We start from the raw sequence: 26,151 nt of genomic DNA, 5'->3' as shown, positions 1-26,151 counted from the left end.
ATTTTATTTTTTATTATTAGCTTGTAATTCTAAAATAATATCTCTTAATTCAATAGCCTTTTCATAGTCTAGTTCCTTAGCAGCTTTATTCATTTTTTCTCTAAGTTGCTTAATAATTTCTTCCTTATTATATTGGCTATTTTTTTCTTTCTTCTCGTTGCTAAAGAAGAACTTAATTGCTCCTTCCATTCCATCACCTTGAATTGGTTCTGAAATAGGTTTAATTATAGTTTTTGGAATAATATTATGTTCTTTATTATATTGGATCTGTAGTTCTCTTTTTGTCTTGTTATCTTGAATTGTTTCGAACATACTTTTTGATATTGAATCACCGTAAAATATAACTCGACCATTTGCATTTCTAGCAGCTCTACCAACTATTTGAATAAGACTTCTTGTGTTTCTAAAAAAGCTCTCTTTATCTGCATCTAGAACGCACATTAAACTAACTTCAGGTAAATCTATTCCTTCTCTTAAAAGATTAATACCAACAACCGAGTCATAAACGCCTTTACGTAATTTTCTTAGAATTTCATTTCTTTCAAAAGTGTTGTGTTCTGAATGAATATAGGCGATTTTTTCATTTCTCTCTAGAAAGTATCTTGTTAACTCCTCTGCCATTCTTTTAGTTGTAGTTAAAATCAATGTTCTTTCATTTTTAGCTTTTTGTTTTTGCAATTCATCATAAATATTTTCAACTTGATTTTTACTTGGTCTAACCTCAATTGTTGGATCTAACAAACCAGTTGGTCTAACAAATAATCTAGTAATAACGCCATGTGTTTTATCCAGTTCATATTCTGCTGGTGTAGCTGATAAAAATACTGTTTGAAAATCAAATTCATTTTCAAATTCTTCGAATTTTAAAGGTCTATTATCTAAAGCACTTGGTAGTCGAAAACCATAATCTACTAGACTTTGTTTACGCGACCTATCACCATTATACATTCCGTTTAATTGAGGTATCATCATGTGAGATTCATCTATAAAAAGCAACGGTTGTTTATTTTTAAAATAATCTAAAAGAGTGTAAGGCCTTTCTCCTTCTTCTCTCCTATCTAGGTATCTAGCATAGTTTTCTATACCTGGACAAATTCCAAATTCTTGTAAAGAATCGATATCTTTTTCGGTTCTTTCTTTTATTCTTTGTGCCTCTAATAATTTATTGTTTTTTTCAAATCATTTAACTCTAGCTTCTAATTCTTTATATATTTTTTTGCATGCATCGGTTATGACATCAGTATTAACGGTATATGCATCACCAGGAAAAATTGTATAGTTTGTATGACTTTCAATAACGTTTCTAGTTGTAGGATCAACAGTTTTAATACTATCAATTTCATCTCCAAAAAAATCAATTCTTGTTATATACTGATCACTATCAGCAGGTCTAATTCATACCACATCTCCTTTAGAACTAAAGCAACCTAAATCTAAGTTAACCTCATTACGTTGATAGTTCCGAAGAACTAATTTTTTTAATAAGTCTTTTTGTTCGATTTTCATTCCTACTTTTATTGGCAGCACAGATGCATAATATTCTTCAGGGCTAAGCGCTCCATAAATTGCGCTAACACTAGCAACAATAATTGTGTCTTTTTTTGTTAAAACAGAATTCATCGCACTAAGCCTCATCGCATCTAAATCTTTATTCGTCTTACTAGTTTTATCAATATATGTATCACTGCTTGGAAGATAAGCTTCTGGTCTATAATAATCAAAATAAGAAACAAAATATTCAACATTATTTTCAGGAAAAAAAGATTTTAGCTCGCTATAAAGTTGACTAGCTAATGTTTTATTGTGAGATAAAACCAAAACAGGTCTATCAAATTCTTTAATAACATTCGCAATAGTAAAAGTTTTACCACTACCGGTAACACCTTTTAAAACTTGATATTTTTCACCTTCCTTAATTTTTCTAATAATATTATCAATTGCTTGAGGCTGATCGCCGGAAGGTTTATAGCTGGACTTTAACTTAAAAATAGACATATACTTATTATTATATGTAATTATATTTTTAAATGTTAAAACTATAAAATAATAATTTTATTAGAATTAAATAGTTAATTATTTTCATTTAGAAAATCAACAACTTTTTTTGAAATATTTTCTTTTGTAAATCCTTTTACTCTAAAAACTTCTTCACCACTTGTTGAATAACCAAATCCTTCTGCTAAATGCGCATCTATTTTATTAAATTTACTTAATTGATATCACATTGAATCTGATGATGCTTCAATTGCAAACATAGGTTTTTTATTTAAGCCTAATTCATTTGCTAATTTATTATTTTTAACCAAATCTTGCAATAAAAGAACTGAAACAACTTGAGCACTAATATTATATTTTTCTCTTAACTCATTCGCAGTCTCTACAGCTAATGAAACTTCACTACCTGTAGCTAGAAGAGAAATATCAAACTTATTATCCCCTTGAATAACATATGCTGGAGTAAAATGTTCTATTTTATTAAACGATTTAATATTTTGCCTACATCCAATAATTGATGTTTGTACATTTCTTTGATTTAAAGCATACTCAAAAGCTAATCTAACTTCGCTTTCATCACATGGCCTAATAACTTTCATATTATGCATAGCTCTCAACATAGGTAATTGATCGAAGGGCTGATGTGATGGGCCATCTCCACCAACTCCATAACTATCATGAGTAAATACATGAATTCCAGGCAATGACATTAATGAACCTAATCTCAATCCTGCCTTTTCATAATCAGCAAATACTAAAAATGTTGAAGAAATAGTTTTCATATTTGTTGCTAACATTATTCCATTATTAATTGCAACCATTGCAAATTCTCTAATTCCATATTTAATGTATTGGCCGCCATCTTTTATTTCTTTACTAAATTTAATTTTTGTTGCTCCGGCTAAATCAGCAGAACCACCCAAAATGAAAGGATATTGTTCTTCTATCTTTTTCATAATTGGAACAAAATAATTTCTAGTAGCCTTATTAGTTTCTTCAAAAATAACATCGCTAAAATTATATTTTACATGTTCATTATTTTGTAATTTAACAAGCTCATTATATTCATTGGGGAAATTTTTTTTATATTGATTAAACATCTTTAATCATTTATTGTATTCAAATTCTTTTTGGTCTAATAACTCTTTTCCATAGGCATATACATTTTTTGAATATTCAAATGGAATAGTATTTTTTAAACCTAGTTTAGTTTTAAATTCAACTGTTTGTTCAGAATTTAAGACACCATTATGTCCTTTTGGAGTGCCTTCATTTGGAGCGTACTTTGCAATAGTTGTATGAACTCTTATATAGGAAGGTTTATCACTGTTTTTTGCTTTTTGAATTGCATCAATTATTAATTTTGGTTTATCTCTTTCAACATCAAAAACATTAAAATTATTTGATTGGAAGTAACTTAAAAAATCAATATTATTAACATCTTTAGTTTCAGAATCTATTTGAATACCATTATAGTCATGAATTAAAATTAGGTCTTTTAAATTTAATGTTCCTGCTAATTGAATAGCTTCTAATGAAACGCCTTCTTGTAAACAACCGTCACCATGAAGCACAAACACTTTATGATTAAATATTTCATAATTATCTTTATTATATTTCTCTTGCAAATATTTTTGACCAATAGCCATACCAACTCCCATAGCAATACCTTGGCCTAGTGGTCCTGTAGAGGCATCAACATGCTCAAACATTTCAATTTCCGGATGTCCAGGAGTTTTTGAATGTAGTTTTTTATGACTCTTCATATCTTCAATTGACAATAAACCTAAGAAATGCATAATTGAATAATATGACATTGACCCATGTCCCGCACTTAAAATGAATCTATCCTTATTCATTCATTTTGGATCTTGTTGTGAAAATATCATTTCTTTTCCTAGTAAAGCATATGTTATATTCGCGGCTCCTATAGCCATACCCAAGTGTCCACCTTTTGCTTCATTTATTGAATCAATAGCAATCCCACGCATTGAAGCAACTAATTGTTGTTCTTTATCTAACATAATTCTCCCTATTAATTTATATAAAAATTCTTTAAATGTATTTTAATACCATAATGTTAAAACCTTTATTTATTCTTTATATCTTTGCAAATGAAACTCTAAAATTAATTAAGTATTGTCAATTTATATATTTATTGGAATTTATTGTTAAACAAACATATAAATAAAAAGTTCCTTTCTTTTAGAAATATATTGATAAAATTAAATAAATTTATTAGAAATAATAATAAAAGAGGTAAATATGGGTTTTTTTAGTTATTTAAAAAGTAAAATATTTGGAAAGAAAACACTTGAAGAAAAACAAAAAGAATTAGAGAAGAAAGATGAAGAAAAATTAATAAAAAGTAATAAATTAGATAAATATAGTGCCGGGTTATCTAAGTCTTCTTCTCTAGGAAAAAAGATTTTTGATCTTCAAAATAAATATAAAGAAATAGACGAAGAATTCTTTGAAGAACTTGAAGAAATTTTAATAATGAGCGATATTAACTCTGAATTAGTATATGCAATTATCACACACATAAAAAAGGAAGTTAGAGCTAGAAATATTACTAATCCTAAGCAAATAGGAGAATTAGTTGCAGATCAAATGTTTGTTATTTATACAAATAAAAGTCTTGTTGATACAACATTAAATTATAAAGATGATAGATTAAACATATTTATTTTTGTTGGAGTAAATGGTTCAGGTAAAACTACTTCAATAGCTAAAATTGCTCATAAATATATAAAAGAAGGTAAAAAAGTTCTAATTGCTGCAGCAGATACTTTTAGAGCAGGAGCGGTAAGTCAACTAGAAGTATGAGCTAATAGAGTCAATGCTGATATAGTTAAACCTGTTAAAGAAGGAGCTGATCCTTCAAGTGTAGTTTATGAAGCTTTAGACAGAGCTAAAAATGATCAATATGATCTATTGCTTATAGATACAGCCGGTCGTCTCCAAAACAAAGTTAATTTAATGAAAGAACTTGAAAAAATGTATGGAATTATTAAAAAGTTTCAAAATAACGCACCTCATGAATGCTTATTGGTTTTGGATGCAACAACAGGTCAAAATGGCGTTAGTCAAGCAAGATCATTTAAAGAAGTAGCAAATCCAACGGGTATTATTCTTACAAAAATGGACGGAACTTCAAAGGGCGGAATAGTTCTTTCAATAAAAGACGAGTTTGACTTAAATGTTAAATACATAGGGCTAGGAGAAGGCTTAGAAGATCTTCAAGAATTTGACCTAGAAAACTTTCTATACCAAATTACAAAGGATTTAATGATTGATGAGCAATAGAACAAATATTGAAAACATTGAAGAACTAATAAATTTATTTGAAAAATACGGATCTTTATTAACTCAAACACAAAAACAAGCTTTTCAACTTTATTTTTTTGAGGACTTATCCTACCAAGAAATAGCTGATGAAACAGCTACCACTAGAGCTGCTGCATATGATAGCGTTTCTAAAGCAATTAAAAAATTACAAAAAATTGCCGCAAAACTTAATAACTAAATATATTAATTAATATATAATAGAAAAAGATTTTTTACATTTACACAACGGAGGAAATATGGCAAGAGAAGGTTTTACATTATTTTGCACTGAATGCAAAATGGAAAATTACATTAGCAAAAAAAATAAAAAAGAACACCCTGAAAAAGTGGAAATTAAAAAATACTGTGCTAAATGTAATAAACACACCAACCACAAAGAAAAGAAATAAAATAATAAACCTTGGGATTTCCGAGGTTTTGTTTTATTTTAAAAGCATTTCTATTTCCTTATCATAGATAGGACCATTATCGGTTCATGGTGTTTCTAAAATAATTGGAATGTTATCGAAATCCTTATCATGTACAAATTTTCTTAATGACTCAAGTCCTATAAAACCTTTATCTATATTTGCGTGTCTATCTTTGTGACTTGATAAATCATTTTTTGAATCATTTAAGTGAATAACTTTAATATTCTTTAATAAATCAAATTTATTAATTTCGGCTTTGAACTCATCATATTTTTTTATATCATAACCCGCGTCTCAAACATGACATGTATCTAAACATATTTGCACTCTATCATTTTGAATACTATCTAAAACAAATTTTAATTCTTTAAAATTAGTTCCAACCTCTGTTCCTTTACCGGCCATAGTTTCAATACAAATAACAACATTTTCAGTTTTATTAATTACTGTTCTTAATGAATTAATTAAAGTATTTATTGAATCTTGTCTATCAAATTTGGTGTGTGCACCAGGATGTAATACTAAATATTTAGCACCAACATAATTCATTCTTTTAATTTCTTGAATTAAAAAATCAATTGCAAATTTATTTTTTTCTGGTGAAGAAGGATTAATTATATAAGGTGCATGAACCACAATATCTTCTTGTGAAATCTTATCTGAATAATTATTAATATATTCCTCTAATTTATAGTTAGAGACATCAACTCTTTTAACATTTTGAGGAGCTCCTAAATAAATCATCATTGTATTAGCTCCATTACTAATAGATTCCCTTGCCGCCCCTTCTAGATAGTTTGGGGCTTTAAAAGAAATATGACTACCTAATTTAATCATTGTTTTCTCCTTTTTTATTTTTAGATGGTTGTGTGAAATATTTATAAATACCACTTTTTTTGAAGCTAGGCGCAATTTCATCAGCAATTTCTTTTAATTCAGGAACTGAGTTTTCCATTGCTACTAGTTTACCAACATGGCCTTTAACAGCTGCGTCAGACATAGAATCACCAATATGAACCGTATTTTTAGTGTCTAGATCAAACATTTCACAATAAACATCAATTGCCTTGCCTTTGTTAGCTTCTTTATTAGTAATCTCAAGAATATAGTTATTACTTGCTAAAAACGAGTTTGTTCTATCTCCAAATATTTTACGAAACTCTTCCTGGCGTTGTTTAGCTTTAAATTTATTTTTATTAACCAAGGCTATTTTAACAACACCACTATGTTCAACAGGATTCTTAATTTTTCTAGAAAATATTTTTGTAAATTTCTTATTTAAAATCATTTTATTTACAAAGTAATCAAAACAGTTATTAGTATATAAAAAATCGCCTTTATCATCAAAAATAGCATAAATAATTTTATTTTTTTTAGCTCAGCTAGCAATTTCTTTCACTAATTCTAAATTTAAAGTATTTTGTCATTGCAAAACACCATTTCTATATATTTGTGCACCGCTTGCATTAATGATATCATTTAAACCTAATTGATACATTGTTTGTTTAACTCTATGATCATAAAAACTTCTACCGGTTGATAAAACAACATTAGCAAAATTCTTAAGTACACGAATAGCCATAATATTTTTTCTACTAATTCTGTTAATGCCATACTTATCTAATAAGGTGCCATCTAAATCTATAAAATATGTTTTCTTGTTATTAAAATTCATAATAGTATTATAAATTAAATAAATATTGAAATAAGCAAGTAAAAAAGTTTTACATAATCAATACAGTTGTTTTTTTATTATTAAAATAATAACTTTTAAATTAATTAATTGTTTAATTATTTAAACATAAAAAATTTATAAAAAAAATACATTTTACATTTTATTTTTTCCTTGTATAATATAAAAGCATTTTTTAATGAGCCCAGGTGGCGGAATGGTAGACGCAAGGGACTTAAAATCCCTCGGTAGCAATACCGTGCTGGTTCAAGTCCAGTTCTGGGCACCATATGTTTTGCAAAGCAGAACATAAGATGCGTCCTTAGCTCAGGCGGTAGAGCAAATGGCTTTTAACCATTGGGTCGGAGGTTCGAGTCCTCTAGGACGTACCATTTCATTAAATTGACTAAAAAATCCTACAAAACAGGATTTTTTTATTTATTAAATTATTTGTTTATTTAGTAGCAAATATCATTATTTTTGTAAATTAGACTCGCAATAATGTTATATGTAAAGAAAATAACAAACATATTAAATCAAATTTTTACAGGCGACATAAATGTGTGTTGAATAATGAAAACAAATATTGATTTATTTTCACCTTGAGATAATGATTTCAAATCAGCTAAAGACAATAAAGGAACATTTATTAATTCAATTAATGCTGAGAAAATAACAATAGGGACAATAACTAAAAACTTTTTATGGTTCATAAACAATCTTGTTAAAACAAGAAAAACCAACATAGCAGCATATCCAGAACACATAATAGCTACTAAAGCCCATCTATTTTTAACAATTCCTTGATCTAAAATGTATTGACTGGTTTGCTTGCCAATTAATCAAAAAATGAACATGATAATTATTAGTAAAATAGAAATAGCAACAATCAAATTAACATTTAACAATGTTGATGAGGAACTTGATAATCTAATTTTCTTTCTTTTTTCATTTAATAAAATCATTTTATCTTCTAATTTTCTAACTTTTTGATCTTCTAGATTAGTTATCTTTAAGTCTAGATATTTATTGTATAAAAAAGACATTTTGTTTTGAAAGTATTTGTCTCTAAATTCTCCGCTAAAATAAAATTTAAACAGTCTCAAGAATATTCAGCCAATGATTCCTGCAACTATTCCATCAATCATAGTTGCTAGCGTATATAAAGGGTTATAAAACGAAGGAACAAATAAGAATGAAATTACATCACTTATAAGTCCAACTAATCCTCCAACAACAGGTCCAAAAATAAAACCACTAATTTTAATAGGAAGACCTATAAAAGAAATTTTAATACTTGGCAATGAAGCGATAGGAAAAATTGAAACACTGATAATAACAAAAACAACACTAATTGCAATTAGTATTCCAATAAAAGATATTCTACGGATTGTTCATTTTGAAAATAAACTAAATCCGTTATTTTGGCTTTCTTCATTTTTTGATTTCATATATAGTTACTATTATATTAATAATATTTGCTAAAAAAGTATTTTTTATTAGATATTTTTCTAAGATAAAAAAATTCAAATAATTTAGTAATTCCACTTTATCTAAAAATATTTATTAATTATCTGTGAGTGTAATATAATTCTACTTGTTATATGCACCGTTAGCTCAGCCGGTAGAGCAAATGGCTCTTAACCATTGGGTCACAGGTTCGAACCCTGTACGGTGTACCATATCATCTTAGATGACCAAACTACTTATTGTAGTTTTTTTTATAAAAAAAATCAGATGCAAAGCAACTGATTTCAATAACAATTTATTTTAGTTTGGCAACATATACTAATGTTCTTACTAATTGAGAAACATAAGACATTTCGTTGTCGTACCATGCACCTAATTTATATAATTTAGTACCGTTGGCTTCTTGAATCTTTGTAAGTGTTGAATCAAATATTGATCCATATGTTGAACCAATTACATCTGATGAAACAATTTCATCAACTTCATATTTAAATGATTGATTTGCCGCTTTTTCAAAAGCTTTATTAATCTCTTCAACTGATGGTTCTTTTTCTAACTGAACAGTTAAGTCAACATAAGAACCGGTTATTGTTGGGACACGTAACGCAACGCCATCTAAAATGCCGCTTGCTTCAGGAATCACTAAACCAATAGCTTTAGCAGCACCTGTAGTTGCAGGAACAATATTTTGAGAAGCCGCTCTAGCTCTTCTTAAGTTTCCCTTTCTATGAGGACCATCTTGCAACATTTGGTCTCCTGTAAAAGCATGGACAGTTGTCATAAATCCATTTTTAATTCCAAAATTATCTACTAAAACTTTTACAACAGGTGCTAAACAATTAGTCGTACATGAGGCGGCAGATATTATTTGATCATCGGCATTTAGAATTTGGTGATTAACATTATAAACTACTGTTTTTACATCCTTGCTAGAAGGTGCACTAACTATAACTTTTTTAGCACCCGCGTTTATGTGTTTTATAGCTCCTTCTTTTTTGGCAAAAAAACCAGTACATTCTAGAACAACATCAATGTTTAATTCTTTTCATGGTAATTTTTCAGGGTCTTTTTCTGAAAAAACCTTTATCTCTTTTCCATTAACAACTATTCCATTTTCAGTTGTTTCAACCTTTGCGTTGAATGGGCCAAAGGCTGTATCGTATTTTAATAAATGAGCTAACATTTCAATATTTGTTAAATCATTAATTGCTACAACTTCAACATTTTTTTCATTAGTTTGAACTAAATGTCTTAGTGATAGTCTTCCTATTCTTCCGAATCCGTTTATTGCTATTTTTTTCATATTTAATCCTTAAGTATTTTAATTGTTATCTTCTTCATCATAATCATCATCTTCGTCTTTGAATTCAATTTTAGATACATCAAATTCATCAGTCATTGTTTCATCAAGCGAAATGGATGTTGTTTCACTTAAGTCTTTTTCTTCTTGGTCGTCCAATTTACCTAAATAAAATGACGTGATACTATCAACAGTTTTTGATCTTGATGAAAAGTTAGTTGCTATATTGAAATAGTTTTTAAAATCAGAACTATTCAACATTTTAATATCTTCCTCAGTTAGTTCTCTCTCGTTTTCTTTAAGTTCTAAAATAATCAATTTTTCACTAGCAGCTGTATCTCTTGGTTTTTGATCTACTTGCATTTTTTCAAGAGTAGATTTTAAAACATATAAATCTGGTCTATGAAGCGTTTTTGACAAGTTTGTATTTGAAACAATTTCATCATCATGTACATAAATATCTGTTTCAGGGATTTTCACTATCTTTGAATTCTCATCAAAGTTATCTCCACGAATAACCCAATATGCATTATAGGGATCATCTGTGATATTAGGAATTACATTTCTAGAAATGTTAAAGGTATTTAATTTTAGTGAACGAGCTATTCTTGAAAAAAAACCATTTCTATAGATAATTCAGTTTGGATAAGTTTTTGATGTTAGTAATTTTTGGTTAACATGGTGATCTCTCTTAAATTTCATTGAGTAAACACTCACTCTATTTGAATAATCCAACTTAGTTTTGAAGTCATTAAATAAAATAATATTTTCATTTTTTAGATTAAAAAATCCTTTTGTATCCATATCTATAATGTTATGAATATTTGTCTTAGACATAACATCTCTAACAGGTTTATATTCATCAGTGAATAGGAAATTTTTAGGTACTATTGACACAATGTATTCTGATCATACAAAAGCTTTCTTAACATAAATAGTTGAATATGATTGAATTTGCTTATGACCTTTTACTAAGCCTGGGTGTTCTTTTCTTATAACTCTATGTGCTGTTCTAGCGTTTGGAAAATTACCGATCATAAGATCTATATTTTTATTCACACGCTTATTTAAAAATTCCTTCTTTTGAAATGACATAGATATATTTCTCTTATGGCTTTCCAACTTCCAAAGTGCTCTCGCAACTTCGATAGTTTCAGGATCTTTATCAAAAAACTCAAAAGAAATTTTATCTTTGTTGCCATATTTTTCAATTAGCATTGGAAGAAAAATGCCAACACTACAAATTGGATCAACAATGTATATGTCCTTCTTTTTAATTTCAGGAAGTCTATTTTTAATTAATTCTAATGTTTCTAATTCTATGTAGTATGGTTTTTCCCCTCTTCTCTTGGAATCGAAATATTGTGCTATTTGATATAACTCAATGTTTTCAAAATTTTCGGGATTTTCATTAATAAACGAAATTAAATTCGTGCTTTTACTTAATTTATATTTTTTAGAAAGTCTACTTAATGTTTTTTCTGTTAATTTATTTGCCATAATTATCTCCAAACGACTATTTTATAGGTATATTTGCTAATAAATATTTAACCTTAATATAAATTATAATATATATACCTAATATTTAAATTAAAATAAAACTTATAAATAAGATTCTTAGTTATATTCATATATTCACTCCAAATAAATTAATTACTAGTAAATTTCAGAACTAATTTATTTCTAGTAAACATCTCTATAAGAAATCTATATATACATTAAATACAATTGGATAAATATTAAAAACAGTCACAAATACACTTCATAAGTTTTAATTAAAATGGGAATAATAAAAAAAATACTAATTTATTATTTTTTATACTATAATAATAGTCGCAAATGGAGGGGTAGCGAAGCGGCCAAACGCGGGTGGCTGTAACCCACTTCCTAACGGTTCGGGGGTTCGAATCCCTCCCCCTCCACCATTTTGCCCCATAGCCAAGCGGTAAGGCATCGGTTTTTGGTACCGACACGCGTTAGTTCGAATCTAACTGGGGCAGCCATATCACCAGACCACGGTGATTTTTTTTGTTCTAAAGAATAGAATATTAAAATAGAAATATAACTAGCTATCAATTAAATTAAATTTAATATTGAATTGAAAAAACTTATCATCTCAAGTATGAGGTGTATTTTTATAATATAATTTGCATCAAATGAATAATAAACAAAATAAAGAAATACTTACAGGCTTAAATAGTTTCAAAATTAAAAAAGAATATAAGAAGCAAATTAAAAAATCTTCTTTTGCCCGGAACATAATTCAACCCGATGACCAACGTGTTGGTTTTTTTGGTAAAGGTATAAAATTTTTGATAATGATTATTCTTTGAATCGCTACACCAAAATTAGCATGGAAAAATAAAAATAAAACTCAACAAATGATTGATAGAACATACAAAAAACTAACCAGTAATGATATAGCTTTTATTCCGGTTTCTCTAGCTTTTCATTTTTTGATTAGTTTCATACCTATTATTACAATTGTTTTTGCTTTTCTTTGACCAATAAAAGTTATTAATAATAGCCAAGAGAATCAAAGATATTGACAGCTGTTTACATCAGTTATTCTAGATCACATAATTCCAGGTATTGATGAATTTACACAAGGTTTTGGAAAAACAATAAAAACATTCCAAGAAAACAGCAAAGCTGGATTTATATGATCAATTATCTTGTTACTTTCTGTTTCTTTGTGAATGTCTTCTAGCGGCTGAGCTAAATTTGTTTACAGCCAAAACTATGTTTTTGAACATCATGATTTAGGAAACTATATAACAAATAGAATAAAAGGTTTATTAATAGTTATTGGACTTAGTGTTTCATTAACTATTGCAGGATTAATTTATTTATTCTTCTATGATGTGTTTAAGCCTTTTGTAAATGCAGAAATATTCTTTTATACAACCTTCCCAATTTACTTATTTATTTTTCTTTATTTAGGATACTCAATATTATTTAAAACAGCTCCTAGTTTTAAAATAAGCTGGAGTCTTGTTTTCCCTGGAGTAATAGTAACTACAATTCCGTTTGCATTACTCACATTAATTTTCCCTTTAATAATTAGTCAAACAAACTATAAACAATATGAATCGTGAGCCTCGCTAATTTATATTTCCATTTACATTTTTGCATTAACCCACATAACTTTATTTGGAACAATAGTTAATGAATCATATTTTAAAACTTATCAATCTAGTTACACAGTATCTAAAAAATTAAGTTTTTTCAGTAAATTTAGATTTTAAAAATAAGAACTAGAAGGATATTTTATTAAGAACTAATAATTTTTTTCTTTCGTGATTAATTATTCTAAACAAAGAAAAACTAATAAGAATTGAAGATAAAGGTTCTAATATTAATGTTGGAATATGAGTAATTATTCATTCTTTTACGCCTAGAATTCCTCTTATTTTTCCAATATAAGCATTATGTATATGTTGTGAAGAAATAACTAAAACTACGTTTAAAATTGTACTTATAAAACCTAATACAACAAATTTAATAACATTAGGTCTTTTATGCATCTTTATTATTTTTACTAATGCATATACTAATAAAGCTAAAATAATTCTAGGAATAACTGCAATATCAAAATTTTGATATTTTAGTTGTCCATAAAAGAAAGCCGCTGAAAAAGATCATAGACCAAACGAAACTCCAGCCGCTATTGCTCCAATCAAACCTAGATGAAATGCAGCTACTACAACAATAACTGGGAGTATTGTTAGAACAGTTGGCCCTATGAAAAAATAGCCCATATAGGGCACAAATGATGCAACAAAAAAATAAGCCACATACAAGGCTAAAGTAACCAAATATCTATTGTTAAATTTATATGTTGAATTTTCAAAATAAACTTGTTCAATGTTATTAGATCACTTTTTAAAGTTTATGTCTTTATTTTTTTTGTTCATATTGTTTACACCTTAATGAGGGAATGAACTTCTATTCCTTTGTCTTCTAATATTTGTCTTCCTTTTAGTTTAGTTAATTCCAAAAGTTGAACTACCTTATCAATTTTAGCACCTTGTTTTTCAACAAGATTAATAATTGCTTTTATTGTTCCTGATGTAGCTAAAACATCATCAATAATAGCAACTTTTTGATTTGGTTTAATTAGATCTTTTTGCATTTCTAATGTATTAACACCATACTCTAGTTCATAACTTTCGATAAATTTTTCACCAGGCAATTTACCAGGTTTTCTAACCATAATAAAAGGTTTTTTAAGCAAGAATGCAACTGGTGAACCAAAAATAAAACCACGAGCATCAGGAGCTACAATAACATCAGCTGTTTTGCATAATTCAGCCATTTTATTTATTGTATAGTTAAAAGCTTCACCATTAGCTAGTAATGGGCATATATCTTTGAAAGCGATTCCTTCTTTAGGAAAATCTGGGATGTTTTTTATAAATTTACTAATATCCATAAATTAATAACTCCTTGATATTTAATTAATTGAAAGGCACTGCGACATCTTCAAAAAATTCTAAAATGTCATCTTGTTTAATATCATTGAAACCTTTAATATGTGTTCCAAAATCTTTTCCGTTTACAACTTCTTTAACTTGATTTTTTTCTCTTTGTAAGGTTTCTATAACACCTTGATATACCATTTTTTTATTTCTAAATACTTTGACTTTACATCCAATTTTAACAACACCTTCGTCCATCATACTTCCAGCAATTATTCCTACTTTTGAGTACTTAAATAACTTAATAATATGAGCTGAACCAATTTTCTTTTCTTCATAAATAACTTTTCTTTCGCCATCTAGAAGTGCTCGCATGTCTTCTTGAACCTTTAAGATGACTTTATAATAAGTCATTGTAACTTTTTGTTGCTTTGCTGTTTGCTTGATATTAGCAGAAGGCTTAACATTAAAATTAATAATTATCGCATTTGAAGATTGTGCTAATAATAAATCATTATTATTAGTTTGACCCGCAGAAGCTGATACAACATTAATAACAGCTTCTTCGTTACTCATGCCATTAATTGTTGACTTAACCGCTTCCGCAGTACCTTGTACATCTGATTTAATTATTACGTTAAATATTTTCTTGTTTGAATCAAGATTAATAACTTGTGTATTTCTATTCATTAATTCAGTTGCTTTATCTTTTTTGGCTTTATCCTCAGCTATCTTCTTGGCAAATTTTTCATCATCAAATCCAATAAATCTATCTCCCGCAAGAGGTAGATTATTTAGTCCTGTTATAGTAACTGGATCACCTGGAGTTGCTTTATTAATTAATTCATTTAAAGTGTTGCTTATTGATTTCACACGTCCATAACATGAACCGGCAACAATGAAATCTCCTTTTTCAAGAGTTCCATTTTCAATAATAATTTTAGTCATAACACCTAATCCGGTATCAACTTTACTTTCAATAACTGTTCCAATTGGGTATCTATTATAGTTAGCTTTTAAATCTAATAAATCACTTAATAAAACTATTGAACTTAGAAGTTCATCAACACCTTGACCAATCTTAGCGGCACCATACACTACAGGTGTATCACCTTTATATTCTTCAATAACAACATCATGTTCAAGTAATTGATTTTTGATTTTTTCAATATTTTTATTCGGTTTATCCATTTTATTAATAAAAATAATTAAAGGCACTTTAGCTTGTTTTGCTAATTCTATTGCTTCAATAGTTTGAGGCATTATTCCGTCATCTGCTGCAACAACTAATATAATAATATCTGTTATTTTAGCTCCACGAGATCTCATCTCAGTAAATACTTCGTGACCTGGAGTGTCAATAAATGTAATTAGACTATTATTATGATTTACTTGGTAAGCTCCTGTGTGTTGAGTAATACCACTACTTTCACTTTGCGCAACTTTAGTTTTTCTAATATAGTCAACTAGTGTAGTCTTTCCGTGGTCAACATGACCCATAACCGTAACAACTGGGGGCCTTTTAGTTAAATCCTTTGGATCATCTTCAAAAACAACTGTATTGAGGAAATTACTTGCATCAATTGAAGTTTCTTTCTTAAAATCTAGATTATGTTCTAGACAAATTTCTGCTATATCTTCTTCTTCAAGGACATGATTTATTTGAATCATTTTCCCTTTTAATAGAAAATTTTTAATTATTGCATTCGCTGAAATTTTTACCTTTTCTGCAAATTCTCCAACTGTCATATTGTTTGTAAAAATGAAAACTCCATTTTTAACTTCTGTTTTTACAGAAGACAATTGGTCCTTAACTGCATTTACATTACTTATTCTTGTATCTTTTTTAGACATGCGTGCTCCTCTAGTTGTTGTTCTATAGATTTATAAGTTTCATTTGAAACTTTTGTGCGAAAGGCTCTATTTAAACCTCTAGTCTTCACTATTTTTTGTCAGTTTTCTTCAGATGGAAGAAAATATGCACCCCGACCTTTTTTATTCTTTTGAATATCCAAAGTTATTATATTGTTTTTTTTGTCATAGTCAAAGCGTATGAGCTTATTAGCTTCAATAATTTGGTTTGTGATAATACATTTTCTTTTGAAAATTTTATTAATTTCAATCTTCATCGTCAAAATCACTTATATCGAAATCACCATCAAGTCCAAATGATGAAAGATCTTCGTCTACTTCAAACTCTTCAATAACTTTTTCAGCTTCACTTTTTAATTGGGCTTCAGATTTTTTGTTTGAAAATGATTTTTTAATTTGTTCTGTTTCTATATCATCAGAAATTGTTTTCTCAACATTTTCACTTGAGTGTTTTCTAAATAGTTCTTCAAAATCTAAATCTTCATAACCATTTGAAGCAATATCAAAATCTTCAGATTCTTTTTCTTTGTATTGCGCAATATCTAAATCAAAATCGGTTGATGATAAGTAGTTATTATTATTGTATGAGTTGCCTCTCCTTGTTCTTCTGTTACTTTGTCTTCTAGTAAAAATATCTGATTTTTTATTTTGGAACATTTGTGTAAGTTCATCAACCAATGTTTCATCAAATTGGATTTTTTTAGATCTTGCATCGCTCACACTTATAATATCAATATTATTATTGGTTAAATTAGATGCTAATGATGCATTTATTCCTCTACGTCCAATTGCTAAGGTAACGGCATTATCAGGAACTATTGCAAGATATTTGCCTTTTTCGGCATCTTTAACTTTGATATCCACAACTTTTGCTGGGCTAAGGGCATTGGATATAAATTCAATTGGATTTTCACTATATAGAACAACATCAATTTTCTCACCTTTTAATTGAGAAATAATTGATTCAATTCTTGATGCATTAGGGCCTATAATTGCACCATAAACATCAAAATCAGCTGATGATAGGTTAGTCTTTTTAACAGCTACTTTTGACCTTTCACCAGGCTGTCTTACTAAGTTCACAATTTCAATTAAACCTTGGTTAATTTCTGGGATACTGTTTCTTAAAAGATCTTCAACTATTTTCGGAGAATCTAGAGAGACGCAAACTTGATTAAATTTGGTCTCTGGATCTACACTTTCAACAATCGCGTCTTCATAAGAACCTGGCTTAATGTTTCTTTTTGAATTAACAAGATTAGCAGGTAAATAAGCAGAAACGTTATCTTCAACTAATTGAACGTTTCAAGAACCGTTTTTGTTTTTAGAGTTAAACATGATTTTCACAGATTTTCCTATTAATTTTGAGTATTTATCAAAAATTTGTTGTTTTTGAAGCAATTTAATACCTTGTTTTAATGTTGATTCAATGGTTTTTAAACATGTCTTAGCGTTTTCACTATGAAGAGGGTTGCTTGCCTTAGCTTTCTTCGCTTCATTAAGAATTTCAAATAGTGCTAATTCAATTTTTATTGAATCACCAACCTCAACATCTTTTTTTATTTTTTTAGCATTTTTTAATTCGATAAATGATATTGGCGCTAGATATCCAGTCTCATTAATAATTTCTGAATCATCTTCAACGACTGAAATTTTATTATTAAAAATTGATACTTCTTGTTTATCGTTATCAATTTCAAATATAATCTCTGCATCTGGATCTATTTTCTTGTTTATTATTTTTGAAGTTTCAGAACCAAATGTTTCTAGTAATCCTTCAACTGGTAAATTCAAACTATTCTTGTAACCAATAATAGTTTCGTATAATGCTTTCTTGTAATTTAGATTTGTTTCTTTTTTTGCCATAACTTAATATTTAATATACCTTTCAATTTTTTTAATATCACTTCTACTAATTTCTTGATTTCTAAATTGACCCTTGCAGTTTCATCTTACATTCAACAATTCTTCAGAATGAGAAACTAATTCTCCAATAAATTTTTCATTCCCCTTAATCGATTTATTTAGAACAACTACAATTTTTTCTCCGTCAATTAAGTTTTTTCATTCAAGGTCAATTTCAAAACCTTTTGATTCAACTACTAAATTGTCAAAATTAAATTTGCTTGAATCTAATTCATCTAAAACATTATTAATTTTTTGTGTTAATAAATTTACCTTCTCAATATCTTGATATTTAGATGTAACCACCAAATCCATTGTTGACATGTCATTTTTTGATAATTTCACATCAATAACTTCATCATTAAATTTATCAATTAAATAATTTTTTCAATTCATAAAACCTCCTACAAAAAATAGAAAGAGTCGCATTGCTGCAACTCGTGATATTCACTTGTATAAAATGATTATACATTAAAGAAATGATATATCTATGAATTTATTTTAAATAAAATCTTGCAATGAACAAAATAAAACCTACAAGAACTGTAAGTTTTATTATTTATAGAAAATTATCATTCACTAATTAAATTACCATTACCATCTTTTTGTTGGCCGCACACAGCAAGAATAAAATCAACAAGCGCTTCAAATTCCGAAACCACCAAAAGTAAGCAATTTAGCTACGCCCAATCCTATTCTTCCAGCATAAAATCTATCAATGCCCATACCTCCAAGGAAGAATGATAAAAGTGTTAAAACTGTTCTACTTTTCTTTTCGATAATATCTTCTTATAATTTTTTAGGTTTTTATTATATAAAAAAATATTTAATAAGAAAAATGATTACCATAAATAAAGTCACTATTGTTATAAATGATTAAAATAAACTTTATTCATTTTCTTTGAAAAAATATGGCTAAAATAAAATATGAAAGATAAGAGCAGCATAAAAAAACTAATTAATCTAGTATAAACTAAAAAACATTAATAGCCATTCTACATAATATTGTTTATAAAAGAAATAAAGCAACTATTTTTTGTTAGAAATTGAATTAAAAAATGGGTGAACGTAATGAAATTAGAATAAAAGAAACTAGTATAAGAAAATATTTTCAATTAAAAAATATCGTAGAAGAATATTAAATAAACCCTTAAAATAGGTGATTATTTTGTAAAAAATATGCTCCTAAGTTAAAAAATAAGATTGTTGGCTACTAAACATAATTTACATGCATTATATACAAAAAATAAACGTAAAATTTTGGAGAAAAATGATTGATTACAGAAAAGCAAAAAATTATTCACTAACATACATTGTGTTAAGTTTTGTATCCATACCAGTTTTTTTAATAATGATATTTATGACTCTTACTCCTTATATTTATAAATATTATCAACAAAATCCAGGGATCGACTCGGTTAGTTTTGGATTTATTATGTTTTTTATTTCATCAATGGGATTGGGAATAAGTGTTGCAAAACTCATCTTCTTTATTTTAACTATCGTCGAAGGTTTTAAACTAAAAAATAACACAGGGGCAATTGTTTGCTTGGCCGGACTAGCTGTACCATTTGCTTCTATAGTTGGAGCATTTATGTTGTTTTTTGAGTTTAAGAAACACTTAGATATTCAATTGGAAGAAGAAACTAAGAAGCAAGTAAATAACGAGTAATATAAATATTAGAAAAAATGTTCTTATTGATTTTCAAAAAATTATATTAAGAGAATTTGATCTTGTATAAATAAAGTTTCTAAAAAATATTTTTTAAAATATAATAATAAGGATTTTTTCAATCAAAACAAAATGAAAAAAGGGAGGCTAATTATGGCAAATATAAAATCAAAACAAAAAAGTATTGCAAAAATGGCTCACGCTAATACACGTAACAATGCAATGAAAACAAGAGTACGTAAAGCTATTAGAGCTGCTAGAGAAGCAATACTAGCTAATGATAAAAAAGCAGAAGAACTTGTAAATGCAGCACATTCAATTATTGCTACCGCTGTTCAAAAAGGTGTTTTTCACGTAAATAAAGGTTCACGTAAGTCATCTCGTTTACAAAAATTCTTTAATGATTCCAAAAATGCAAAAAATGCAAAATAATTAAGTCTCATTCTTATTAAAAAAAGTCAATATAACTAGTTGGCTTTTTTTAGATTATTTTAATATAAAAAAATATAAATGATAAAAATCCTAAATTTTATAGAATTACATTTTTTCATTGATTCAAAATATTTTCATTTTTTAAATATTGACTTTTAAAAAGTAATAAAATTTTTGTGTAAAAAATAAAATAATAATAAATTTTAAAAGGAATAAAAATAATGAAAAAAATAAAATTATTAAACAGTTTAGCTGTTATATCAGCAGCAACATTTTCTTTACCACTAGTTGCTTCATCTTGTGGAAATAAAAAAGAAGATCCAAAACCAAATAAACCAGAAACACCTGTTGTTGATAAAGATACCGAAATTAAAAACGTTATTTCAAATGTTGATAATGTTATTTCAATACAATACAAAACAGTTGCTGACTCAATAACTGATGAATCTAAAAAAACTAAAGTTAATGCAGAAGTTCAAAAATTATCTGATAACGCAGTTAAAACTATTAAAGAAAATAAAATAGCTCTAATAAATTTAATTAAAGACGATTTAAGTGTAGAAACTATTAAGAAAGTTGGACAATCATTCGACACTTTATCTTCACAATTAAACAGTGTTTTAGTAGGAATTGTTGAAAAAGCTATTAAAAACAAACCTACTGTAAATGGTACCGAATTTATAAAATCATTTTTATCAGATGAAAAAATGAATCAAATAAAAGATCAATTAGCTGACACTTTAGCTAGCCAAAAAACAACATTAATAGAATCTGCAAATGAACTTTTTGATCTTTTAAAAACAAAAGAAAGCACAAAATCTATTACTGTAATAGATAGCTTTGCAACTCAAATGTCTGAATTTTTCAAAAATAAAATTGATGAAGTTGTTGCAGAAATTAAAAAAGTTCAAATCAACACATCAGAAGGTTTAATACAATCTGTAAAACCACTACTAGATGTATTTAAGAATGTAAAGACAAGTGCGGCAGCAAAAGCACATGAAATTTTAACTGAAGCTAGTGATTATAATGCTGTTCAAAATGTTCTAAAACCAATATATGAAAGTTTAGAAGCAGTTCTTGATAATAATTTCCAAGCTTTAGTTAATGGTGCAATTCAAACAGCTAAAACAATTGATGATATTGCAAAATTACTTTAAATATTGTTAAAAATAAGGATTAGTGCTTTTGCATTAATCCTTTTGTTATCTATTTAGGAATATGAAAAAAAATAAATTTTTAATTTCTTCAATATTATCAATATTAAGTATTGCATTGCCTACACTCTCTGCATCATGCGCAAAAGCGCAGCAAAAACAAAAACATGGAATTAATGAAAAAATCGAGAACACTTTAAAACAATGTCAAGTTTTTGTTGATGATAACATCAAAAAAGAAAAATTAGCTTCTGACATTAAATATTCTCAAATTAAGAACAATATATTTAGTATAGATAAAAATATAATAATTCAATATAAAAACATTTTGGCTGATGATATAAAAGGATTGTTAATCATAGAGATCTATATAAAACAAATCGACAAAAATAATAATAATTTAATCAATTTAAAAACTAAAAAAATGGTGATTAGTGGATTCAAAACAATTTATGAATACATGAATGAACAGTTGAAACAAATAAAGGCATCATATGATAACTTAAATTTATCAAGTACTATGCCTGATGATTTAGATCTAAATCTTATAAAATTTAAAAATTATAATGCTTCATTATTTGATATAAATGCAACATTTAAACCTAATAATGAAGAGGGTTTAATTGAAATTTCATTAGAATTAATCTATAAACAAAATACAAATATTAAGAGTAAAAATATAACAATATTTCCTATTAAAGGTTTTAAAACTACAAGAGATAGTTTTAAGGAAAAAAATGAAGAAACATTCAAAAAACTTGCTTATCTTGAGCTAATAAAAACAATAGACAAGAGCAATGTCCTTCCTTCATCAATCAAAGAGGAGGATATTCAATTACCTTCAAGTGCAAATCAATATTCAAAAATTAAAATCAATAGTTTGAAACCAAATGACGAAGATGGAACACTACTTGTAAACTTTTATCTTTTATCAAAACAATATAATGATTCAACTAAAAGCAAAGAAATAGTTATTAGGGATTTTCTTACTAAAAATGAACAATTAAATAATCTAAAAAATAATATTCGTGAGCGTTTAAATAAACATAACCTAAAATTTGAAATCGAATATATGGATATTGATAAAGAATCTGTTTTACCTGAAAAAATATCAAAAGATAAAATTAAATTTATTAATACAAATTTAAAATTAGATCAAGAAATTAAAATTATAGACATTGACCCCGATAACGAAAGAGGAACTTTATCAATTAACTATAAAATAGTTGATAAATCAAATATTTCTATTTTAGGAGAAATTGAAAGTAGAATCCTAAGTTATACAGACAAAGGATTCTTAACAAAGAAACAAAAAGTTATAAATACTGAAATTCAAAGATTAAACAAATATGGTCAAGAATCTCTCGATTTTATAGTAGTTAATGATAACTTTGTGAAAAATGAACATTTTGCTAATGAATTAACAAAAGATAAATTAGGAAATTTAAAATACCTAACATCTGTTTTATCTGGTGAAGACGACAAAATTAATACTATTTTTAGTATTGAAAAATATGATAATAATCTTGGAGAAATAAATATTTCATACATTATAGAATCTAAAATAATTCAAAATGTATATAGCAAAAAATTTACCAAAAATATAAAAGGTTTTAAAACAATTGAACAAGATAGAATTAATAAATTAAATCCTAATTTCTCTATAAAAAAGATTGATTCATCAATTTACAATTCTAAAACTTTTTATAAATTTATAGGTTCGAATAAGAATATTAAAACTTTTGTTCCAATCGAAATCACAAACGAAGAACTTTCTAAGATTATTTCATATGAAAATATAGAAGATGCCAAAATAACTAACCTAAGGGTAAAAATATATTTAGATTCAAATGAAGCTAATAACCCTAACGAAATTAAATGTTATTTAAAATTACAATATAAAATTCAAAGCACTATTAATGAATCATCAATAACTAAAGAAAGAAACACTATCTTTGATATTTCTTCAAGTATTGTGCCCAAATTTATCCAAAAATACTTAGATTCAGTAAATATAACAATTAAAGAATCTAAAAAAGGGCAAATGTTTAAGGTGGCACCAAGTGGTGTAAAACAAGAACAATTAAATGAGTGAATAGTTGTAAATGTTCCAGAAGAATTTAATAATTGGTATGACTTTAAATTAGATAAAAAATTTCAAGATTTATCTATATTTGAAACAAACGATAATACAGGAACTATCACAATTAGTTATAAAATAGGTCGATTCGATAAAAAAATTACTATTAATGGTTTTAAAAATCCTAAAAGTGAAGCTGAATATAAACTAAAAATAGTAAAAGAAATTCAAAGATTAGACTCTATTTTAAAAAATTTTGATCTAGAAAAACAAGAGGATTATTTATTAAAAAACACTGGTTTTGATATAAATAATTTTAAAATAGACAATATTAAATACAACTTAACTAATAATCAACAATGTAAGGTTGAATATGTTGATAATACATTACAAATAGATGCTGTTAATGGAATAGTAACATTTAAAATAAAACTAATGTCAACTAATCCTTTATTTGATGAAATAAGTTCATCAATAGAAAAAAATGTTATTGTTAAAAATCTAATAAGCTCTTCAGAAAGAGAATTAATTAATAAAATCAAAACTAAAACAATTCTTGATTTAGAAAACTATACAAAAGGAGAAAGCAACAAATTAGCTTCCAAAAATTTTGAAGAAACTTTAAAATTGATTCCAGAAGATAAAAGAGATAAATTCAAAAAAATTATCGAATTAGAATTAAGAACAGAATTAATTAAAATTATGAACCAATGAAATGATGACGTTATCCAAAAATTCTATGCAGCATACGGAATTACTGAAGATACTTTAAAAATTTATGAATATCTAGAAAATATATATATGAGTTTATACACAGAAGTTATGCATATGTTTGGATTAGGTATAACAGGTCCTAAAATAACTGGGCTCCTTGCTGATTGAAAAGATTACCCAAAGAGAATGTTGAAGGCAGAAACACTAAAAAATACTTTTAACAAATACTTTAAAACTATTCAAAATAACAAAAACTATTTTGTTAATAGTATTAACACGCTCTTAAGAAATATTGAAGAAGATAAATTAAATGCGGTCCAAAATAAACAAAATCTAATTGAGGAGTTAATCAAAGCATGTTCTAATAATTTTGATGAAATAATTAATTTTCATTTAAATACAGTTAGTTGACCACTATTAATTGATGGAAGAGAAAGTGATATAAATGCAAATAAATCATTAAAAGTTTTTCATAAAAATTATTCATGAGGAAGAACTTGATTGGCAACAGGTGGATGAGAACAAATTTTTCAAAATGATAGACACAAAAATCAATTAAATGAAAATCTAAATTTAATTTTTGAAAAATATAATTTAGACGATTCTATTAAAACCTATTTAAGAAATAAAACACTTTTTGCTATGAACCCTATCTATAAAATGATTGATATACATACATCTAATATAAAAACTAACATGTTTAAAATCATTATCAAATATATACATAAATCTTATGAATAATTTAGAATCAAAATGCAGCCATATTCTAGCTAGCATTTTTCTTTTGTTTTTAGATAATTAAATATAATTTACAAACTATGGAAAATAAATGTATATTAAAAAAGTGTCCGTTAGGACAAAAATTAAGTGGTTTAAGTAAAGAATATAAAATTATGTTTTTTCTAGGTATTTGACTACTTTTGGTTGATACCGCTATTTTGATCTATTACTTTTATCACAACATAAGTTTAGTAAAAATGTTTCTAGAAGAAAATTCTATTAAGGATTTTAATGGGATAAATGGAGCGCTTGCTCCTTCAGCACTTGCCATTATGTGAAAAATAACATTAACATTTACTCAAATATCAAATTGATTTTTGGCAGTAATGCTAACCATTCATCCGTTTCATAAAGACTCGAAGAAATCTCAATCATTTTTATTTGCAGCTATTGTTTATATAACTATTACTTTTCTAATTTATTGAGGTTTAATTTCTTGAAATGCAAGTACTTGAAAATATCCGCTGGTAGGAATATGTTCAACCATTTTACATGCAATAAATCCAATTATAGGATTTGTAGCTTTTATTTTAATTAGAAAAAATATTAATATTAGCCAAGCATCAATTTGAAAGACAAATATCTTCGTTTTAGTTTATTTTATGTTTGGTTTAATTACATTTTTAATTGGAGAACAACTTGTTAGTTTTGCTAGGCAATCAGAAAATGTTTTTGATAAATATAGAATAATGGATGTTGCCATATATAAATTTTTAAACTTTAGACACCCCTTATTTTATAAAGGAAATAACATGTTTGTTGTAGTTCTTTTAGATATTGCTATGTTCATACTAGGATTTGTCTTAAGTCCTGCAATTGGATATTGCTGAGCAAAAATACTTAAACTAAATGTTACAAAATGTTGTAGAACACAAAAAGATAATGAATGTGTTATAAAATAGCACATTTTTATTTGTTGT

At 26.9% G+C, this 26,151-nt stretch carries 23 protein-coding genes and 5 tRNA genes; 14 read left to right on the top strand and 14 right to left on the bottom strand.

Annotation, left to right across the window (positions count from 1 at the left end; genetic code table 4):
* Positions 1 to 3: 3 nt before the first annotated feature.
* Positions 4 to 1,995, bottom strand: coding sequence for an excinuclease ABC subunit UvrB (gene uvrB / locus JXZ90_RS02850; RefSeq protein WP_205848261.1), 1,992 nt, complete (start codon positions 1,993 to 1,995; stop codon positions 4 to 6).
* A gap of 74 nt (positions 1,996 to 2,069) precedes the next feature.
* Complete coding sequence (locus JXZ90_RS02845; protein ID WP_205848260.1) at positions 2,070 to 4,019, bottom strand: transketolase; 1,950 nt, start codon at positions 4,017 to 4,019, stop codon at positions 2,070 to 2,072.
* A gap of 241 nt (positions 4,020 to 4,260) precedes the next feature.
* On the opposite strand from JXZ90_RS02845, the gene ftsY reads away from it, so the two are divergent.
* The 3 genes from ftsY to rpmG are packed head-to-tail and all read left to right on the top strand — an operon-like array spanning position 4,261 to position 5,735.
* On the top strand, positions 4,261 to 5,304 hold the full coding sequence (gene ftsY / locus JXZ90_RS02840) for a signal recognition particle-docking protein FtsY (protein WP_205848259.1): 1,044 nt from the start codon (positions 4,261 to 4,263) through the stop codon (positions 5,302 to 5,304).
* The gene (locus JXZ90_RS02835) at positions 5,294 to 5,524 is read left to right on the top strand and encodes a sigma factor-like helix-turn-helix DNA-binding protein (RefSeq protein ID WP_205848258.1); all 231 of its coding nucleotides are present in this window, start codon (positions 5,294 to 5,296) and stop codon (positions 5,522 to 5,524) included. Before ftsY ends, JXZ90_RS02835 begins: the two co-directional genes overlap by 11 nt.
* A 58-nt stretch (positions 5,525 to 5,582) precedes the next feature.
* Positions 5,583 to 5,735, top strand: coding sequence for a 50S ribosomal protein L33 (gene rpmG / locus JXZ90_RS02830; protein WP_205848257.1), 153 nt, complete (start codon positions 5,583 to 5,585; stop codon positions 5,733 to 5,735).
* A gap of 33 nt (positions 5,736 to 5,768) precedes the next feature.
* Here rpmG and JXZ90_RS02825 read toward each other — a convergent pair whose 3' ends face one another.
* Complete coding sequence (locus tag JXZ90_RS02825) at positions 5,769 to 6,593, bottom strand: deoxyribonuclease IV (RefSeq protein ID WP_205848256.1); 825 nt, start codon at positions 6,591 to 6,593, stop codon at positions 5,769 to 5,771.
* Positions 6,586 to 7,431, bottom strand: a complete 846-nt coding sequence (locus JXZ90_RS02820; RefSeq protein ID WP_205848255.1) for a Cof-type HAD-IIB family hydrolase — start codon at positions 7,429 to 7,431, stop codon at positions 6,586 to 6,588. Before JXZ90_RS02820 ends, JXZ90_RS02825 begins: the two co-directional genes overlap by 8 nt.
* Before the next feature lie 200 nt (positions 7,432 to 7,631).
* Between JXZ90_RS02820 and JXZ90_RS02815 the strand changes: the two genes are divergently transcribed.
* Both JXZ90_RS02815 and JXZ90_RS02810 read left to right on the top strand, forming a co-directional pair.
* Positions 7,632 to 7,717 (top strand) — tRNA-Leu (locus JXZ90_RS02815).
* A gap of 27 nt (positions 7,718 to 7,744) precedes the next feature.
* Positions 7,745 to 7,820 (top strand) — tRNA-Lys (locus JXZ90_RS02810).
* A gap of 66 nt (positions 7,821 to 7,886) precedes the next feature.
* On the opposite strand, the gene JXZ90_RS02805 is transcribed toward JXZ90_RS02810, so the two are convergent.
* Positions 7,887 to 8,879: an ECF transporter S component gene (locus tag JXZ90_RS02805; RefSeq protein ID WP_205848254.1), complete on the bottom strand. Its 993-nt coding sequence runs from the start codon at positions 8,877 to 8,879 to the stop codon at positions 7,887 to 7,889.
* A 155-nt stretch (positions 8,880 to 9,034) separates the two neighbouring features.
* Here JXZ90_RS02805 and JXZ90_RS02800 point away from each other — a divergent pair.
* Positions 9,035 to 9,110, top strand: a tRNA-Lys gene (locus JXZ90_RS02800).
* An 83-nt stretch (positions 9,111 to 9,193) separates the two neighbouring features.
* Here the strand turns inward: JXZ90_RS02800 and gap are convergent.
* Together gap and JXZ90_RS02790 are read right to left on the bottom strand one after the other, a co-directional pair.
* Positions 9,194 to 10,201 (bottom strand): type I glyceraldehyde-3-phosphate dehydrogenase, encoded by a 1,008-nt coding sequence (gap, locus tag JXZ90_RS02795; protein ID WP_205848253.1) that lies wholly within the window; start codon positions 10,199 to 10,201, stop codon positions 9,194 to 9,196.
* Positions 10,202 to 10,219: 18 nt separating this feature from the next.
* Positions 10,220 to 11,698 (bottom strand): DNA methyltransferase, encoded by a 1,479-nt coding sequence (locus JXZ90_RS02790; protein WP_205848252.1) that lies wholly within the window; start codon positions 11,696 to 11,698, stop codon positions 10,220 to 10,222.
* A gap of 341 nt (positions 11,699 to 12,039) precedes the next feature.
* Between JXZ90_RS02790 and JXZ90_RS02785 the strand changes: the two genes are divergently transcribed.
* From JXZ90_RS02785 to JXZ90_RS02775, 3 genes are all read left to right on the top strand, one after another.
* A tRNA-Tyr gene (locus JXZ90_RS02785) sits at positions 12,040 to 12,123 on the top strand.
* A 3-nt stretch (positions 12,124 to 12,126) separates the two neighbouring features.
* A tRNA-Gln gene (locus tag JXZ90_RS02780) sits at positions 12,127 to 12,201 on the top strand.
* Positions 12,202 to 12,354: 153 nt separating this feature from the next.
* On the top strand, positions 12,355 to 13,446 hold the full coding sequence (locus tag JXZ90_RS02775; protein WP_205848251.1) for a YihY/virulence factor BrkB family protein: 1,092 nt from the start codon (positions 12,355 to 12,357) through the stop codon (positions 13,444 to 13,446).
* Positions 13,447 to 13,455: 9 nt separating this feature from the next.
* Here the strand turns inward: JXZ90_RS02775 and JXZ90_RS02770 are convergent, their stop codons facing one another.
* The 7 genes from JXZ90_RS02770 to JXZ90_RS03395 all read right to left on the bottom strand — a co-directional run bounded on the left by JXZ90_RS02770 (position 13,456) and on the right by JXZ90_RS03395 (position 19,176).
* Positions 13,456 to 14,115 (bottom strand): hypothetical protein, encoded by a 660-nt coding sequence (locus JXZ90_RS02770; RefSeq protein ID WP_205848250.1) that lies wholly within the window; start codon positions 14,113 to 14,115, stop codon positions 13,456 to 13,458.
* A 5-nt stretch (positions 14,116 to 14,120) separates the two neighbouring features.
* Complete coding sequence (locus JXZ90_RS02765; protein WP_205848249.1) at positions 14,121 to 14,633, bottom strand: adenine phosphoribosyltransferase; 513 nt, start codon at positions 14,631 to 14,633, stop codon at positions 14,121 to 14,123.
* A gap of 25 nt (positions 14,634 to 14,658) precedes the next feature.
* A complete protein-coding gene (infB, locus tag JXZ90_RS02760) occupies positions 14,659 to 16,473 on the bottom strand; it encodes a translation initiation factor IF-2 (protein WP_205848248.1) in 1,815 nt (604 codons plus the stop codon).
* Positions 16,449 to 16,748: a YlxR family protein gene (locus JXZ90_RS02755; RefSeq protein ID WP_205848247.1), complete on the bottom strand. Its 300-nt coding sequence runs from the start codon at positions 16,746 to 16,748 to the stop codon at positions 16,449 to 16,451. The genes infB and JXZ90_RS02755 overlap by 25 nt, the downstream gene beginning before the upstream one ends.
* Positions 16,732 to 18,357 carry a NusA N-terminal domain-containing protein gene (locus tag JXZ90_RS02750; protein ID WP_205848246.1) on the bottom strand — a complete coding sequence of 542 codons (1,626 nt, stop codon included), beginning with the start codon at positions 18,355 to 18,357 and terminating at the stop codon, positions 16,732 to 16,734. Before JXZ90_RS02750 ends, JXZ90_RS02755 begins: the two co-directional genes overlap by 17 nt.
* Positions 18,358 to 18,360: 3 nt before the next feature.
* A complete protein-coding gene (locus JXZ90_RS02745) occupies positions 18,361 to 18,792 on the bottom strand; it encodes a ribosome assembly cofactor RimP (RefSeq protein ID WP_205848245.1) in 432 nt (143 codons plus the stop codon).
* Between the two features lie 198 nt (positions 18,793 to 18,990).
* Entirely contained in the window at positions 18,991 to 19,176 is a 186-nt protein-coding gene (locus JXZ90_RS03395) for a TM2 domain-containing protein (RefSeq protein ID WP_371808127.1), read from the bottom strand.
* A gap of 490 nt (positions 19,177 to 19,666) precedes the next feature.
* Between JXZ90_RS03395 and JXZ90_RS02735 the strand changes: the two genes are divergently transcribed.
* The 5 genes from JXZ90_RS02735 (at position 19,667) to JXZ90_RS02715 (ending at position 26,133) form a co-directional block, all read left to right on the top strand.
* On the top strand, positions 19,667 to 20,068 hold the full coding sequence (locus JXZ90_RS02735; RefSeq protein ID WP_205848244.1) for a hypothetical protein: 402 nt from the start codon (positions 19,667 to 19,669) through the stop codon (positions 20,066 to 20,068).
* Between the two features lie 153 nt (positions 20,069 to 20,221).
* Positions 20,222 to 20,500 (top strand): 30S ribosomal protein S20, encoded by a 279-nt coding sequence (gene rpsT, locus JXZ90_RS02730; protein WP_205848243.1) that lies wholly within the window; start codon positions 20,222 to 20,224, stop codon positions 20,498 to 20,500.
* Between the two features lie 221 nt (positions 20,501 to 20,721).
* Positions 20,722 to 21,660: a variable surface lipoprotein gene (locus JXZ90_RS02725; protein ID WP_205848242.1), complete on the top strand. Its 939-nt coding sequence runs from the start codon at positions 20,722 to 20,724 to the stop codon at positions 21,658 to 21,660.
* A 61-nt stretch (positions 21,661 to 21,721) separates the two neighbouring features.
* A complete protein-coding gene (locus JXZ90_RS02720) occupies positions 21,722 to 25,192 on the top strand; it encodes a lipoprotein 17-related variable surface protein (protein ID WP_205848241.1) in 3,471 nt (1,156 codons plus the stop codon).
* 77 nt (positions 25,193 to 25,269) lie between these two features.
* Entirely contained in the window at positions 25,270 to 26,133 is an 864-nt protein-coding gene (locus tag JXZ90_RS02715) for an MAGa3780 family membrane protein (RefSeq protein WP_205848240.1), read from the top strand.
* The last annotated feature ends 18 nt before the right edge of the window (positions 26,134 to 26,151 follow it).

This window comes from Mycoplasma sp. Mirounga ES2805-ORL (assembly GCF_017084445.1).
GTDB lineage: Bacteria > Bacillota_I > Bacilli_A > Mycoplasmatales > Metamycoplasmataceae > Mycoplasmopsis.
This window is presented reverse-complemented; position numbering and strand designations above follow the sequence as displayed.